Origin of the sequence: Streptomyces sp. SCSIO 75703, from assembly GCF_036607905.1 — a bacterium.
GTDB lineage: Bacteria > Actinomycetota > Actinomycetes > Streptomycetales > Streptomycetaceae > Streptomyces.
The window spans coordinates 3,645,077-3,659,913 of sequence record NZ_CP144555.1 but is presented as its reverse complement, the minus strand read 5'-3'; the positions used below and the strand labels follow the sequence as shown (position 1 = coordinate 3,659,913).

Sequence of the window (14,837 nt, the reverse complement as noted above, 5' to 3'; positions counted from 1 at the left end):
AGCGTCCCCGCCCTGTGCATCAGCGCAGGCGAAGACAACTCAAGGGAATTACTCCGCTTGCTCAACTTGTTGGTACAAGCCGATGCAGTGATGCTGCACCCACGGACAGTGAGCCGTCAAGGGATTGGGGTCCACATGTACCAACAAGTTGAGCGAGTGAGTCATGATGGGGGCATGAGCAAGCAGCCGAAGTACCGGCAGGTGGCCGATGCCCTGCGCCGAGAGATCGACAGCGGCACGTACGCGCCGGGTGCGCGGTTGCCGTCGGAGAGCGACCTGATGAAGCGCTTTGACGCTTCGAGGAACACTGTGCGGAACGGGCTAAGTCTCCTGGTCAGCCAGGGTCTCGTCTCGTCCAGCCAAGGGTTGGGCTACGAGGTTCGATCGCACGAGGTGTTCAAGCTCAACGCGTCCCGGTTCGAGAACCTGGACTTCCCGCAGAACGGCGACGCGTATCGCACGGACGTGACAAACGCCGGCCGCCGACCGCACCAGACGTTCCGAGTCGAGATGACCCCGGCGTCTGCGGATGTCGCGGAACGGCTGAAGGTCGATGTGGGGTCCACCACGGTCCTGCGGTTCTGCCACCGGTACGTCGATGACGTGCCGTGGTCGACACAGGCCACCTGGTACCCGGGGTGGCTCACAGAGCGGTCACCACGGCTCGCAGAACCGGGCGACATCGAAGAGGGGACCACGCGGTATCTCGCGTCGCACGGCATCGAGCAGGTGGGCTACTTCGACGAGATCGCGGCCCGCATGCCGACCCCCGAAGAGGCGCGCCTCTTGGAGATCGGCGCCGGGGTGCCCGTGCTGCTCTGGACGCGCACCGGCTACTCGGAGGATCGGCCGATCCGCTGCACGGTCACCACCTTCCGGGGCGACCTCAACCAGATGAACTACGAGATCGGCACTCTGTCCGGCCGGGAAGAGAACGAGCCTCAGTGAGAATCTGCTCAGCGCAACCGCACGACCTGGCCAAGCTGCTCGCCTTCCGGCAGGAGGCAGCAGCTTGGTTGTCTCGTCTCGGCACTGATCAATGGCAGCGTCCGTACCCGGCCGACAAGCTACTCGCCACCATTGAGGCAGGGGAGGTGTTCATGGTGCGCGACGGTGATGTCACGGCGGCCACGATCACGTTGACCCCGGAAGCGGAGGACGGGCTGTGGACCGCAGAGGAGCTAGAGGAACCCTGCCTGTTCATCAATAAGCTGACCGTGGCGCGGACACATAGTGGCCAGGACCTTGGCGGCCGGCTGCTGGATTGGGCCGGGGATCGCGGCCATCGCGCCGGCGCCAAGTGGCTTCGCCTTGACGCATGGACGACGAACGCAGGCTTGCAGGCGTACTACCTGAACCATGGCTTCCAGCACGTTCGGACCGTTCATCAGGGTCTCGCCGTGAATGGGGGCCCTCGGGTGTCCGGGTGGCTTGCGCAACGGGCAACCGGTCCGGCCACTCACGGGTTCATAGATGAAACTGCATCGCCGAACCGTGTGGGCTGACGCCTTGCGGCGGCTAACGGGCAGGTCACGGGCAGACTTGACCGCCAAGGCGACTGACCTGGCGTGGCCTCATGCAAGTTTTTTCAATCATCATGGGTACATCATGGGAGCGAGGGCTACCAAGACGCTACTCTGAGGCTCCCCAGACAGGGAGGAGGCAGACAAGTGACGGAAGCTGACTTGCAAGACTTGCTTGCGAAGCTGCGCCGGTTCGGCGGGGATCACTTCACGTGTGAGGTGAAGCGTTCACAGGGTGGTCTGCCGGCAAGCATGTGGGAAACAATTAGCGCCTTCGCGAACGCTCAAGGTGGACTCGTCGTTCTCGGCGTCGACGAGAAGACTGACTTCTCCGTTGTTGGGGTACATGAACCTGCAAAAATCGAAGCAAATCTCGCAGTGGTGTGCAGCGAGATGGAACCACCGGTGCGCGCTGAGATGCAGGCTTTCGAGGTAGATGGAAAACATGTGCTCACGTGCTACATTCCACCCACGCCAAAGGACCAAAGGCCATGCCACAAGAAGAGCCTAGGACCCTGGGCTGGATCAAGGGTGCGAGTAAGCGATGGCGACCGAAAGCTCACCGACTACGAAGTCTCACTTCTTCTGGCGAACAGGAATGAGCAGAAGCAAGATCTAAAGCCGATCCTTGAAGCTTCCCTAGAAGACCTCGATAGCGAACTGATCCGCGCGTTCCTCCGCCGCGTTCGCGAAACCAAATCGCCGATCTTTAGCAGAATCAGTGATGCTGAAGCGCTGCGAATGCTAAATGTCCTCGTAAACCATGACGAGAGATTGGTCCCCTCACTTGCTGGCTTGCTCGTGTTCGGGGTCTATCCGCAGCAGTTCGAACCGCAACTGGACATCACGTTCGTTGCATACCCTACGCCTGAGGCTGGTGTACTAGGACCTTCGGGTGAGCGTTTCACTGAGAACAGATCCATTGACGGGTCAATTCCCGAGATGGTGAGCGAATGCATCCGCGTCCTCAAGCGCAATATGCGGCGCCGCAGCATTGTGACAGGCCTGTTCAGGACAGACGAGTGGGAGTATCCCGAAGAAGTACTGCGCGAGGCGCTAGTGAATGCGCTGGTACATCGAGACTACTCTGAGCTCGCCAGAGGTATGCAGGTCCAGGTGGAGATGTACCCAGACCGACTGGTCATCCGTAACCCCGGAGGGCTCTACGGTCCGGTAGAGGTGGGTTCACTTGGCACCGAAACCATCTCCTCCTCACGAAATAAGGCGCTCCTGAAAATCCTCGAAGACACCCCCTATAGCGATAATCGCATGGTTTGCGAGAATCGCGGCAGCGGGATTGCGCGAATGCGTATTGCCCTCGTGGATTCAGGCATGGAGCCTCCACGATTCACCGACGACATCTCGTCATTTACTGCGGAATTCCCCAATCACACACTGATCGATGAGGATGCCCTGAATTGGCTTAGCAGCCTTTCTTCGGACCCGCTTTCGAGGCCGCAAATGACCGCGCTAGTCATGATGCGGAATGGCGAGGTCATGACTAATAGCTCCTATCGCGCTGCTACAGGAGTGCAAGACAGTCGGGCTGCTAGCAGGGATCTGAAGGACCTAGTCGATCGAGGAATTGTTGAGCAAGTAGGGACCCGCGGGTCAACCGTTTACACGCTTGCGGGGCAGGTAGACGAGCATGCCGAGGAAGTTTTGGAGGAATTCGTCGAGGAAGCCTTCCCGCTGTTGAGCACATCAGACGGACCTGAACCCCTTAGTGATCTGCAGAATAAGGTGCTGTCTGCTCTGGGGTCTGAATCCCTCCTCAGGCATGAAATCGAGGAACGGACGGGGCTGGATTCTGGTCAGGTGAGAGGCGCTTTGAAAGCCCTGCGTGACAAAGGCCGCGTTGAGCTCGTCGGAAAGGCTCGCTCGAAGAACGCTCGGTGGCGAGCTACCTGAGCCGTCGTGCACCCCCGAGGGCAGGCGCCCACCCGAGTTGCTTCGGGACGAAGAGGTCGTAGCCCCGGGCTGGTCGGATGCTGGCGGGGTTGGCCATGTTGCCTCATTGCGGCGCGGCCAACCTCTGGCCCACTTGGATTAGGCGGCACTCGCTGATGGGGCGCTCGCGCAGGTCAAGTCGCATTCGGTCGATCAGATCCGGGTGGTCTTGAAAATCCGTTCCATAGCCCCGCCTCCCTCCCTGCTCGGCACCGCTACAGTCACCCCATGCCGTCGCACCCTGTGAACCACCACTTCGTCCCCCAGTTCCTGCTTAAGTACTTCGCGGAACAAGGCGGGCAACTATACGTGCACCAATGGGTCAGCGGACGTGCCTTTCATAGGAATGTAAAGGAGATAGGTCAGCGCAAGTACGGGCATTCGATCTACCAGCCTGGACAAGAACCGGACCACTCATCGATGGAAGCCGCCATGGGCGACATCGAAGGACAGGCCGCCACCGTGGTCAAGGAGCTCGTGCAACGCCGTGAACGTGCCGTGCCTGAGCATGCCCGGGAGGCTTTGGCGTGGCTACTCGCCCTGCAATGGCAGCGCAGCCGCTTCCTACGACACGTAGTCAGTCAATCCGTAGGCGCCAACGACTACGGACTGACCGAGAAAGAAGTTCAGTCCAGCATGATGGGGCTCATTGCCCAGTCAGTGATCTGGCCGTGGAAGGCGCGCAACGACGAGGACGCCCACTACAAGGACCAGTGGAACCACCTCGTGGCGGTCCTGCTGTCCAGGGATATGCACTGGGCCTGCTACAGGCCGCGTGGGGGCGGCCTGATCGTCAGTGACAACCCTCTGTGCATGTCAGGAATCGTGGGCACCCCACCGACGGGCATACCTGCTGGCTTCTTCGATCACGGCGTTGGCATCGGCTTCACCAATTTCCGGCGAATCACTGTGCCGCTCGGCCGCAGCCTCGCCCTCGTCATTTCCCGTGATCCGAATGAGGTGTCCCACCTGAATGTGGCCGCCATCAACCGATTCACCGTGTTCAACAGCCGGGAGTTTGTAGCGCACTCCCGTCACTGGAAGCAAACCCACCCCAAGCTCGCACGAGAGCTCCCTGGCCTGCTGGAGCGGCAACAACTGGTCGCGCCAGCGTTCCTTCATGGGTACAAGCCTGGAATCACCGCGTAAGCCTAGTCAGCCCCGCCCATGTGCGTGGCCTGGCGCACCTCATGCGAGGCCGTGTCGTCGGCTTGCCGACGACACGGTACGGCTCGATGCGTCAGATCATGGAGAAGCGGGTGTCGTACTCGTGGGCCATGCGCTGCACCATCGAGTCGTAATGCAGGACATCGTCCTCCGCAGGAGCCGGAGGGGCCGTAACCAGCGTGCATGGACTAACGCCGTCGTTGACCATGTCCACCACCACGATCCCCAACCCGTCAAAGCCCTGGGAGCTGTGATGGCTACGGCGAGGGAGATCAGTGACCTGTGCGACTGCTCTCCTCAGCGCGTGGGGCTGCCTGTGCTTATTTGGTCCCGGTTTCGCCGTGTTCGTCGGGCTATAGAACTCTTCAGCCGCATTGACCATGAAGAAGCCGATCGAGAGAGCCTGGCTTGAGTGGCCATGCACGATTTGATGGCTTGAGTTCAGCTCGTCGTAGAGTCGCGGGAGCGCCTTGATGTGCTCGGTCATGCACGCCTTCGCCTCAAGCGCCACAAGGACGCTGCCGACCGGCCCCTCTGTGATCACAGGCAAGTCCTGCAGCAGCCCCCACTGTCTGGGAGTGAGCTCGATGCCGTGCTTGTCCACGAGCGTGTGGAGGGTTTGGGGCCTCCTCGGGACAGGGGCGCCGGCCTTCGGACGGCAAAGCACCAAGTCGAGGCGCTTCTTCTTCTCCGGTGAGAAGCTCCTCAGCGTGTGATTGATGCCGAAGACCACCTTGCCTGACTCCACGTGCCAGCGCAGCAAGTCACTCGTCAGCATCAGGTCGAAGAGGATTCCCCAGCAGATGAGCTGGCCGTGCCGGTCGCTGCGACCGTGGTACTGGAGCATCTGGCCATTGATGGGAACGGCCTTACTGAGGCTCCTTGTGAGAATGTCGACGGCTTCCAAGACCCACCCCTTTCGGGGGCACCCTATCGCTCCCCCCGGCCTGCCACTGACGCCTCATCAGCGGACCGCCGATCACACGGCTCGTCCTCCAGTGCTCATCCCACCGCTCAGACGAAGAACGGCGGGATGAGCCCTGAGCCCTCGTTTGGGCTGCTCTGCTAGGCAGGCACAGGGCTGGACATCTGCTCTGCATGCAGCTTGAGCGCATCCGAGAAGGCTTGTGGGTAGCGGAGTCGACTCCTGAGGAGTCGGCCGTGGAAGCCTGTTGTGGCACGAAGGCTCAGTGGAGCAGCCTCGTCCACGTCGATCACGTCCAAAAGGTGCTGATACCTGTGGGTCTCAGGCCACAAGCTCATGGGGACGGACCATCGCTGGCTCGCGCTGCCCCAGGCAGCCGTGGGCCAGCGCATCCCCTTCACCAGTAGTTCCTGGCTTGAGTCGTCGTACGTGCCGGGGTCGACTAGCCGGCGCCCCAGCCACTCGGAGACGCCGACGGTGACGGCGTTACCTACCAGCTTCCACCTGACGCCAGGCTTCGCCTTGCTAAGCGCAGGCTCAGTCCAGCCTCGAGGGAAGCCTTGCAACGCTTCGGCGTCCTCAATTCTCGGCGTCAGGATGGCCCGCCCCGGCTCGGCCTCGCGTACCCACATGGCCGGCGCCGACGGGATGCCGAGGCCCGACCCCCCCTTGAGGGTGGGGAGCGCGTCCTGCGCCCAACCCAGGCCGGTGTTGCCTTCGGTCCAGTAGAACCCGAAAGCGTCCTCGCGGTAGTCGCTCTCAGCGCGTTCCCCTGCGTCATCCGCGAAGAGCACCGAGCAGGGATCTTCCGTACGGGAAGCGACGAAGATCACGCGCTGACGTCGCTGCGGTACGCCTGTGAAGCGGGAGTCAACGAGTCGGTACGCCCATGTGTAGCCGAGCCGCTCGAACTCGCCAACCAGGTACTCCATGGCTGTGCCGCGGTCCAGCGCCAGCATGTTTCGTACGTTCTCGATGACCACCCACTGCGGTGAGGCGTCGCCTAGGAGCTTGATGAGGTGTTTGACCATCCCAGACGCTTCCCCATGGATGCCAGCCGTCCGTCCGGCCTGTGACAGGTCCGTGCAGGGGAAACCGGCCGTCACCACGTCCACATCGGGAAGCGCTGGCAGGGTCTGGATGTCGTCGTGCAGTGGGATGCCCGGAAACTGCTGCTGCAGGACGGCCTGGGCGGGCTCCCACCACTCGCAGAGCAGCTTGGTCTGCATGCCTGCCGCCTTGAGCCCGAGCTCGACTCCGCCGATGCCAGCGAATAGCCCAGCAACGGTCAGTGTTCGAGTGGCGGCGTCCGGGCTTGGCATGGTGACGATGATCCCACGTCCCTTCGTGTGCGAGCACAGTTTCTCCTGCGCACCGAGTGCCGAGCCATGGAGGTGTGTGCGCGGCACCGGTTCTTGTCCTCGTCTTTGTCCAGTGCACCGACGGCCGCCACGGTTCACCGCCGTCCGTGCACCTCCTCTGACCTGCCGCGCGAACCCCTGCGAACACCGCTGTACGGTCACGCGGACAGTTGGAAAGCGTGTTGGGGGCAACCCCTCAAGGGTTCGAATCCCTTATCCTCCGCCAGTGCCTCACTGAGGTTCCCCCGAGATGCGGAGAATGGTGACAGCAGGTCAGGTAGGACTCACAGAGAGGAGCCCTGCTGATGCCTGCCCCGAGGAAATACCCACTGGAGTTGCGTGAGCGCGCGGTGCGGATGTACCGCACCGCGGAGCCGAAGCCCGTGATCCGCCGCATGGCCGAGGAACTCGGTGTCCATCACGAGGCCCTGCGCGGCTGGATCCGCCAGGCCGAGGCCGACGCCGGCGAACGCGACGACCTGCTCACCAGCGACGAACGCGCCGAGCTGACCGCGCTGCGCAAGGAGAACACCCAGCTCAAGCGGTCGAACGAGATCCTGCGGACGGCCTCGGCTTTTTTCGCGGCACAGCTCGACCCGACCCGGCCCAGGTGACCGCGCTCCTCGACGAGCACGAGAACCTGGAGGTCGAGCCCACCCTCCGGGAACTGCACATCCCCTCCTCCACCTACTACCGCTGGCGCCGGGCGAAGAAGGAGCCGTGCGAACGGCACCGCCGGGACACCGAGCTGACCAGGCAGATCCAGCAGATCCACACCGACTCCGGCGGAATCTACGGCTCGCCCCGCGTGCACGCTGTCCTGAAACGCGAAGGCGTCCACGTCGGCCGCAAACGAGTTGAACGGCTCATGCGCGAAGCCGGCCTCGCCGGGATCAGTCCCCGCCGGACGGGCAAGGGCTTCACCCGCCGCGACCGGGACGCCGACCTCGCCCCGGATTTGGTCAGGCGCGACTTCACCGCCGACAGGCCGAACCGGCTGTGGGTCACCGACCTCACCATGATCTCGACCCTTGAGGGGCCCTTGTGGCTGTCGGCGATCAGGGACGCGTTCTCCCGCCGGGTGGTGGCCTGGGAGGCCTCCGCCCACGCGGACGCCGACCTCGTGCTGGCCACCCTCGAGTACGCCCTCGCGTCCCGGGAGGTCGAACCCGGCCAGCTGATTCACCATGCGGACCACGGCTGTCAGTACACGTCCGTGAAGCTCACAACACGCTTGGTGCGGGCAGGAATTGAGGCATCCATGGGCTCCGTCGGGGACTCGTACGACAACGCCCTCGCGGAGAACCTCTGGATGCTCATCAAGACCGAGGGCCTCCGCGGCCGCACCTTCGCCACCCGGGCCGAGGCGAACCTCGCGCTCTTCGAGTACATCGACGGGTTCTACAACAGTCGGCGCATCCAGAAACGCCTCGGCTACCTCAGCCCCGTCGAGTTCGAAGAGAAGCACTACGCCGAGCAGGCAGCGTCCGAACGAGCGAACCTGAAACCCCGCCAACCCGCTCTGACCAGCTGATCAGCCCCTCCCGAGCAACGGGGGAACCTCACACCGGGCACGATGTCGTAGGGCCCCGCTGTTCGCAGCGGGGCCCTACGACGTTGATGGTCTCATTTTTGGTCTCAGTTGCGGTTACCGCCCGTTGAGGGCGGCCCGGCACACGTTGCAGTACATGGCGGCGTTCCGGCCGTATCGCCGCATCAGCTGACCGCAGCCCGCACACAGCCCGAGCTCCCATGGCGGGCATCCCAGTGCGGCGGAGGCGGCAGCCCGCTCGACATCAGTGATCCGCATCGGGTCGCGGGAGCGCTGGACCGGCATGCGTGGCAGCGTGAAGCCGCCGGTCGGTTGATCGAGATCACGAAGGGGTCGGCCGTCGCTGACGAACCAGCCATCCTCTCCCGCTCGGCAGGTGCGGTCGATCTCCTGCTCGGCGAAGGTGATCACGTCGTCCTCGTCTTCGGCCGGGGCCGTGGGGAGCGGGGCCTTCTCACCGATGAGCTCCTGCCACAGAGCACGGTCGTCGGCCGACACCCACATGTGACGGCCGGCGCGGCCGTTCCCTCGACTGGGCACGTAGACCGGGACGCTCTCGCCCGTCGCGCTCTGCAGGACCAGGTCCTCGATGTGGACGGGCTTCCGCTCCGGCAGACACAGCGCGGGCACAAACCAGTCCGCGTGAATCGCGTCACAATAGCTGGCACCCTCACTGATGAGGCAGTGGCGCTCGCTGCTCGGTACGCACTTCCAGACTTCGAGGTGTCGGTACCCGCCGCGGATCACCATCTCCTTGCCGTCGGCGATGTCCTTCCACGGCATGTCGTCGACCCGCGCCCAGGGTGCCCGGTCGATCAGGGAAGCCGTCCGGTCCTTCGCCACCCACAGCGGAGTGATGCCGTGCTCCACGGCGTTGACCGAGCGCCGGTGCACACTGCTGGGGCTGAGGTGGTGGTACTGGATCTCCCAGCCGATCCTGAGACCGCCGGGACCGGTGACAACTGCGTCCGAGACGCTCCGCCGGTTGGCCACGGGCACCTCGGCCTCGGAATCCAGCCCGTGCCGCGCGGCGGTCTCTACCACCCTCTCCTTGGTGGCCTTGTGCTGAGCACTCTCCGCCGGGGTCGCCTTGCGAGTGATCGGCAGGTGCGAGGCGACGAGCGGTCGCCGGCCACCGACCCGGCCTCGGCGGATGAACATCCACGGAGACTTCCCGCCCGCCTCGGACGCGCAAGGCTTCCCCGCCTTGTGTGCGAGGCACTCCAGCAACTGAGGGTTCCGCTCGGAGACGCTGGTCATGATCTCTTCGAGCAGACCGGAGTAGCCGCGGACCCCCAGGTCTGGCTGCGTCAGGCTGCGCCGTTCCTGAGGCTGCTCGACGAGACGATCCCCCGCCTGCCGATCCTCGGCTACCTGTACTTCGAAGCGGTCGCCGAATACCTGATGCTCCACTCGACCTCCCACCACACCCGGCGCCTGGCCGAGCTCGGCGAGCTGAACAACTGGCTGTACAAGGAGCTGCTGTTCGCTGCCTTCCCCGCCATGGCTGGCAAGTTCGACCTCGCAAGATTCCGTCCCCGCCCGAAGCAGCTGGCCGCGCTCATCCACCGAGTCGACCCGACCATCGACGCCAACCACGCCAGCGCGTACCTGGTCGAACGGGTCAGCTACCTCGTCGCGGCTCGTCTCTTCGCACCCGGCGACGCCCCCGAAGCCTGGCACCACACCCGCTGGGAGTTCGACTCCTTGGCCACCCAGCTCGGACCGCTCCTGGGCCACCTCATCCACCGGGAGCTGCGCACCTTCGGCCGCTACCCCGACTTCTACTTCTACTTCGACCAGCACAAGGCACTGCAAGCCTGGAACTACTGGAACCACATGGACATCGTCGCCCCGTTCAACGGCACGATGCCCAAGGGTGAGATCGGCATCAACCCGGCCTACCCCAACCTCGACTACCGCGTCTGGCGCGCCGAGCAGGACGACACCGGCCACCTCCATCCGGCCGAGGAGCTCTCGCTGACTATCGTCCCGCGGCTGGTGGACATCAAGTACACGCTGATGCGCAACAACCAGTGGACTGCCCCCGCGCCCAGCGCCGCCTGATCACCGCTGCAGCCATCCGCAGCCCACCCCACCCCGAGCAACCTCACACGCAGGAGATCCGTGATGAGTCCCTCCGGCATGCCCTCCGTCGTCGACCTCCTCGACGAGCAGATCGCCTCCGTCCTCGCCGACCCCGCCACCACCCACGGCCTCGCCCGCACCCTCCGGGCCGCTGCCAAGGAGATCGAGCTCCACCGCTACCACCACGCCAGTCGGCGCGCCTGGCCCAACGGCCGGATCGAAGACAAGCCCGCCAAGGTCCAGATCGGCGGCGGAGCCCACCGCATCGACGGCTTCTTCAACATCGACCTCGTCCCGCCGGCCGACCTCCTCTGGGACATCCGCGAGGGCATCCCCCTCCAGGACGACAGCACCGAGGAGATCTTCTCCGAGCACTTCCTGGAGCACATCGACTACCCGCGCTCGGCCAAGCACTACATTCGCGAGGCCCACCGCGCCCTCGTGCCGGGCGGCCGGATCATCACCGGTGTTCCCGACTCCGCCTTCGCCCTGAGCCAGTACCCCGGCCCCCTGGACACCTGCGACGAGACGATCAAGCGCTGGTACGCCAAGCGCGACTGCCGCAGCGACATCAACACCCGGCTCGACCTCGTCAACCTCGTCTTCCGCGACCAGGACGACGACCCCACGTACACGCCGCATCTGTGGGCCTACGACCACGAGAAGCTCGTCCAGCTCTTCACCGAGGCCGGCTTCACCACCGTCGTGCCCTGGACCTTCGACCCCACCATGGCCAACCCGAAGCGCCGCTGGGGCAGCGTCTACGTCGTCGCCACGAAGTAGCCCCTCAAGCAGTCCGCGAGCCCGGGACGCCCCCCCATAGCCGCTCCGGACTCGCGGGCCTCCGCCTACGCCCTGGCGCCCCGACACCCACCGCGTCCACAGCACCGTGGCCTGCACCACCGCCTCCCCGCCACCAGTCACCACCGACGACATCCGCAGCTGTCTCGCTGAGCGAGGCACTGCCTGTCGCCTCGAGGCTGCGCGGATCGCGTGGACGCGACCGCCCTGGCGCCTTGGAACCGGCCGTAGTACTGCCGCCGTGCCCGGCGGGCCGCACAGAGCCCGCCGTCGGATCGTGGCCTTTCCGCAGGTGCCGGAGGCCACGATCCGACGCGGATCAATCGGCCAGGGTCAGCTCTCCGGCCGTTTCGATCCCCGCCGTCCGTGCCGCCGCGCGGCAGAACTCCTCGGGTGGGCAGTAATGGTGCGCCGTCATGTAGTGGATCACCAGGTTCGGCGCCGCGTAAAGCGTGCCGTCGGCTCCCTGCACCCGAATCTCCGCGGATCCGAGCCACACCTCGGTGTCCCTGGCGGGGCCGCCGAGGACGACGGGGCGGTCGATGTCGCAGAACTCACAGTGATGGACGCCGCGCATCTGGTTGTCGTAGGCAGCGCTGAGGACCTTCAACGCGCCCACTACGCGCTCATCCACGACTCCTGTGCGGTAGTCGTGCTCCGGCGTCAGCCAGCCGACGTTGAGCATTTCCTGGTCCGACTCGTCGTAGGAGTAACGGGTCAGGTCTGGGTAGTAGGTCATGCCTCGCTCCTCAACGACGAGGGTCGCAGTGCTTCCGGCAGATTGCCAGGTGTACCGGGCCCATGTTGGGTTTGAGGATCTCACTGAGCAGCGTGTCCTTGCTCACCGTGATCGAGCCGTTCATCATTCTAAGGTCGTGGCCCGGAGCCACGGTGTAGTCGGGAAGCGTCTTACCGGGACCGACGATCTCTGTGGGCTTGATTTTCTTGCCCTGTTCGACCGCGAGCCCGACGGACTGGCGAAGACCTATACCGTCCTCCACGTAGAAGTAGCCCCAGGTGCCGCTCGGCATTTGCATGTCGCCGGTGCCACGGACGTACCAGCCGTGGCCTGCGATGACGGCTTGGCCGTCAGGGCGTCCGCCAGGGAGCCGCTCGGCGGCCGGGCCGACGCCCTTGCCGTGCGTGGGGATGTCGTGTCCGCGTACCTCGGGCGTCACAGCCGTCCGCCGCCACCCTGTCAGGCCGCCGATCCCCACGAGGGCGATCTGCTGGGTCAGTTCTTCGGCAGCCTCGGCGTACAGGTCGGCGAGTGCGTCGCAGCCCTGCTGGCGGAGCATGTATTCGGCGCGGTAGAGACGGTAGGCGGGGCGGATGGGGAGGTACTTGTCGACGAAGGCGCCGCCGCCGCCGTTCTGGCCGGTGACGGCGTCGTAGGCGTCGCCAAGGAACTCGAAGGGCAGCTTCAGCCCTTCCAGAAAGCCTTCGCCGAAGATCTTCAGACCCTCCCCGAAACTGTCGACCCGGTCGTTGTTCGGGTCGTCGGGGGTCAGACCGCTGGGGTCGGTCAGGAGCGTGGGAACGTTGTCGGCGTAGGCGTAGGGCGAGAGGTACGGGGTCGTCTGGGCGCGGGTTGCCGGGTCGGGCCGGGTGAAGCGGCCGGTGGCGGTGTCGTACTGGCGGGCGTGGAGGTCGAGGTTTCCGGTGGTGGTCTCGTGGCGGGCGCCGGTGTACGACGGGGTGCTCGCGGGCGCGCCGCCGGTGGTGGTGTTCAGGATGCGGGTGCCGAACGGGTCGTAGGCCCAGCGCTGGTGGAGGGTGCCGGTGCTGCCGGTGACATCGACCGGTGAGCCCTGGGTGTCGTGGTGATAGTAGAAGAGCGTCCCGGCGCCGGTCTTGGTGGCGGTGGGCTGGCCGAGGGGGTCGTAGCGGAAGGACTGCTTGATGGTCCAGGCGCTGTCGTATTCGGTGGCCAGGATCGGCAGCGGGGCGTTGGGGTCCCACTGGGTACGGTGGGTGACCGTGCCGTCCTTGGCGGCGACGACCTGATTGCCGCCGGCGTCGTGGTCGTAGGTGTAGCTGCTGCCGCCGACGGTGGCGGCGGAGATCTGCCCGGCCAGGTCGTAGGTGTAGGTGTCGGCGCCCTTCTTGGTCCGGTTGCCCTCGGCGTCGTGGTCGTAGGCGGTGGTCGTGGTGCCGGTGGTGGTCGAGGTGAGCTGGTCGGCCGCGTCGTAGGCGTAGCTGGTCGAGGCGGTGCCGAGGGTGGAGGCCAGGCGGTTGCCGACCTTGTCGTAGGTGTAGGACGTGGTGCGGCTCGCGGCGCAGCCGGCGACCCAGGGCTGCGGGAAACAGCCCGAGGTGAGGCGGCCGGCGGTGTCGTAGGTGAGGTCGTAGCCGCCGGTGCCGACACCGGCCCGGGTGACGTCGACGCGGGTGGGCAGGCCCGCCGCGGACAGCGTCAGCGCGGTCTTGGTGACGGTGGTGCTCGCCTTGGCGGAGGTGACGGCGGTGAGGCGGCCCGCGCGGTCGTAGGCGCGGTCCTCGGTCTCGGTGTTGGGCAACGCGGACCTGGTGAGGTTGCCTGCCGGGTCCCAGGTGTACGTGGTGGTCTTGCCGTCGGCCAGCATCGTGGCGGTGCGGCCGTCGTTGTCGTACGTGTACGTGATCGTGTTGCCGTCGGAGTACTTGCGGGTGAGCATCTGCCCGGCGGCGTCGTAGGTGTAGGCGAAGCCACGGGTCTTGGTGAGGTTGCCGACAGCGTCGTAGACGAAGTCCTCGGAGATCTTCGAATTGGCGCGGGCGGTCATGCGGCCGGCGTCGTCATAGCCGAACGTCGCGTCGGGGGTGGAGTCGGAGTAGTCGACCTTGGTGAGCAGGCCGCGCGGGTCGTAGGCGTAGCCGGTGGAGCCGCGGGGTGTGGTCTTCTTGGCGAGGTTGCCGTCGGCGTCATATGCGTAGGCCGTCTCCCGCTTCAGCGGGTCGGTGACCGCGGTGAGGCGGCGGGCCGCGTCGTAGCCGTACGTGGTGACGTGACCGTTGGCGTCGGTGCGCTCGGTGACGTTTCCGGCCTTGTCGTGGCCGTAGGTGGTAACCGCGCCGCCGGGGGCGGTGACCTCGGTCAGCCGGTCCAGCTTGTCGTAGCCGTAGACGGTGGCGCGCTTGTCGGCGTCCGTCTGCTTGACGAGGTTGCCCGCCGCGTCGTAGGCGGTGGTGGTCACGCCGCCCAGCGGGTCGGTGACCGTGGTCGGGTTACCGGCCGGGTCGTAGCCATAGGCGGTCGTGTACTGGGCGGGGTCTGCGCCGGTGGCGTTGCCGCGTGGGTCGACTGCGGTGGCCCGGCGGCCGTCGGCGTCGTAGGTCCAGCTCGTCTTGTGGCCGAGCGGGGAGGTGCGGCTGAGCAGGTTGCCGTCGGCGTCGTAGGTGTAGGTGGTGGTCTTGCCCAGCTGACTGGTGCTGCTGGTCGCGGCTCGTCGCGGCCCCCGGGGCGCGGCAGGCCCGCCGTACCGCGCCCG

11 protein-coding genes and 2 pseudogenes are annotated in these 14,837 nt (G+C 65.4%); 8 read left to right on the top strand and 5 right to left on the bottom strand.

Annotated features, from left to right (window positions below; translation table 11 throughout):
* Window positions 1-174 precede the first annotated feature (174 nt).
* From VM636_RS15990 to VM636_RS15975, 4 genes are all read left to right on the top strand, one after another.
* Window positions 175-948: a GntR family transcriptional regulator gene (locus tag VM636_RS15990; protein ID WP_053914645.1), complete on the top strand. Its 774-nt coding sequence runs from the start codon at window positions 175-177 to the stop codon at window positions 946-948.
* Entirely contained in the window at window positions 945-1,505 is a 561-nt protein-coding gene (locus VM636_RS15985) for a GNAT family N-acetyltransferase (protein ID WP_053914644.1), read from the top strand. Before VM636_RS15990 ends, VM636_RS15985 begins: the two co-directional genes overlap by 4 nt.
* A gap of 165 nt (window positions 1,506-1,670) precedes the next feature.
* Window positions 1,671-3,434, top strand: a complete 1,764-nt coding sequence (locus VM636_RS15980) for an ATP-binding protein (protein ID WP_078962835.1) — start codon at window positions 1,671-1,673, stop codon at window positions 3,432-3,434.
* Window positions 3,435-3,701: 267 nt separating this feature from the next.
* Window positions 3,702-4,622 (top strand): DUF4238 domain-containing protein, encoded by a 921-nt coding sequence (locus VM636_RS15975; protein ID WP_078962834.1) that lies wholly within the window; start codon window positions 3,702-3,704, stop codon window positions 4,620-4,622.
* 91 nt (window positions 4,623-4,713) lie between these two features.
* On the opposite strand, the gene VM636_RS15970 is transcribed toward VM636_RS15975, so the two are convergent.
* Entirely contained in the window at window positions 4,714-5,547 is an 834-nt protein-coding gene (locus VM636_RS15970; protein ID WP_159042147.1) for a hypothetical protein, read from the bottom strand.
* A 158-nt stretch (window positions 5,548-5,705) separates the two neighbouring features.
* A complete protein-coding gene (gene dcm / locus VM636_RS15965) occupies window positions 5,706-6,887 on the bottom strand; it encodes a DNA (cytosine-5-)-methyltransferase (RefSeq protein WP_053914687.1) in 1,182 nt (393 codons plus the stop codon).
* 344 nt (window positions 6,888-7,231) lie between these two features.
* Between dcm and VM636_RS15960 the strand changes: the two genes are divergently transcribed.
* Together VM636_RS15960 and VM636_RS15955 are read left to right on the top strand one after the other, a co-directional pair.
* Window positions 7,232-7,540: a transposase gene (locus tag VM636_RS15960; RefSeq protein ID WP_030423472.1), complete on the top strand. Its 309-nt coding sequence runs from the start codon at window positions 7,232-7,234 to the stop codon at window positions 7,538-7,540.
* A complete protein-coding gene (locus VM636_RS15955; protein ID WP_338484633.1) occupies window positions 7,537-8,460 on the top strand; it encodes an IS3 family transposase in 924 nt (307 codons plus the stop codon). The genes VM636_RS15960 and VM636_RS15955 overlap by 4 nt, the downstream gene beginning before the upstream one ends.
* Window positions 8,461-8,574: 114 nt before the next feature.
* On the opposite strand, the gene VM636_RS15950 is transcribed toward VM636_RS15955, so the two are convergent.
* Window positions 8,575-9,639: a hypothetical protein gene (locus VM636_RS15950; RefSeq protein ID WP_338484920.1), complete on the bottom strand. Its 1,065-nt coding sequence runs from the start codon at window positions 9,637-9,639 to the stop codon at window positions 8,575-8,577.
* 153 nt (window positions 9,640-9,792) lie between these two features.
* On the opposite strand from VM636_RS15950, the pseudogene VM636_RS15945 reads away from it, so the two are divergent.
* Window positions 9,793-10,545, top strand: a pseudogene (locus VM636_RS15945) (hypothetical protein); the annotation flags it as partial.
* Window positions 10,546-10,608: 63 nt separating this feature from the next.
* Window positions 10,609-11,349: a methyltransferase domain-containing protein gene (locus tag VM636_RS15940; protein WP_053913088.1), complete on the top strand. Its 741-nt coding sequence runs from the start codon at window positions 10,609-10,611 to the stop codon at window positions 11,347-11,349.
* A gap of 337 nt (window positions 11,350-11,686) precedes the next feature.
* On the opposite strand, the gene VM636_RS15935 is transcribed toward VM636_RS15940, so the two are convergent.
* Both VM636_RS15935 and VM636_RS15930 read right to left on the bottom strand, forming a co-directional pair.
* Window positions 11,687-12,106, bottom strand: a complete 420-nt coding sequence (locus VM636_RS15935) for a hypothetical protein (protein WP_030423225.1) — start codon at window positions 12,104-12,106, stop codon at window positions 11,687-11,689.
* Between the two features lie 10 nt (window positions 12,107-12,116).
* A pseudogene (locus tag VM636_RS15930) lies at window positions 12,117-14,786 on the bottom strand (putative adhesin); the annotation flags it as partial.
* Window positions 14,787-14,837: the final 51 nt, after the last annotated feature.

Coding starts and splice junctions, on each gene's coding strand:
- VM636_RS15990 (WP_053914645.1), top strand. CDS start 175: ATGAGCAAGCAGCCGAAGTACCGGCAGGTGGCCGATGCCCTGCGCCGA.
- VM636_RS15975 (WP_078962834.1), top strand. CDS start 3,702: ATGCCGTCGCACCCTGTGAACCACCACTTCGTCCCCCAGTTCCTGCTT.
- dcm (WP_053914687.1), bottom strand. CDS start 6,887: ATGCCAAGCCCGGACGCCGCCACTCGAACACTGACCGTTGCTGGGCTA.
- VM636_RS15960 (WP_030423472.1), top strand. CDS start 7,232: ATGCCTGCCCCGAGGAAATACCCACTGGAGTTGCGTGAGCGCGCGGTG.
- VM636_RS15950 (WP_338484920.1), bottom strand. CDS start 9,639: ATGTTCATCCGCCGAGGCCGGGTCGGTGGCCGGCGACCGCTCGTCGCC.
- VM636_RS15940 (WP_053913088.1), top strand. CDS start 10,609: ATGAGTCCCTCCGGCATGCCCTCCGTCGTCGACCTCCTCGACGAGCAG.
- VM636_RS15935 (WP_030423225.1), bottom strand. CDS start 12,106: ATGACCTACTACCCAGACCTGACCCGTTACTCCTACGACGAGTCGGAC.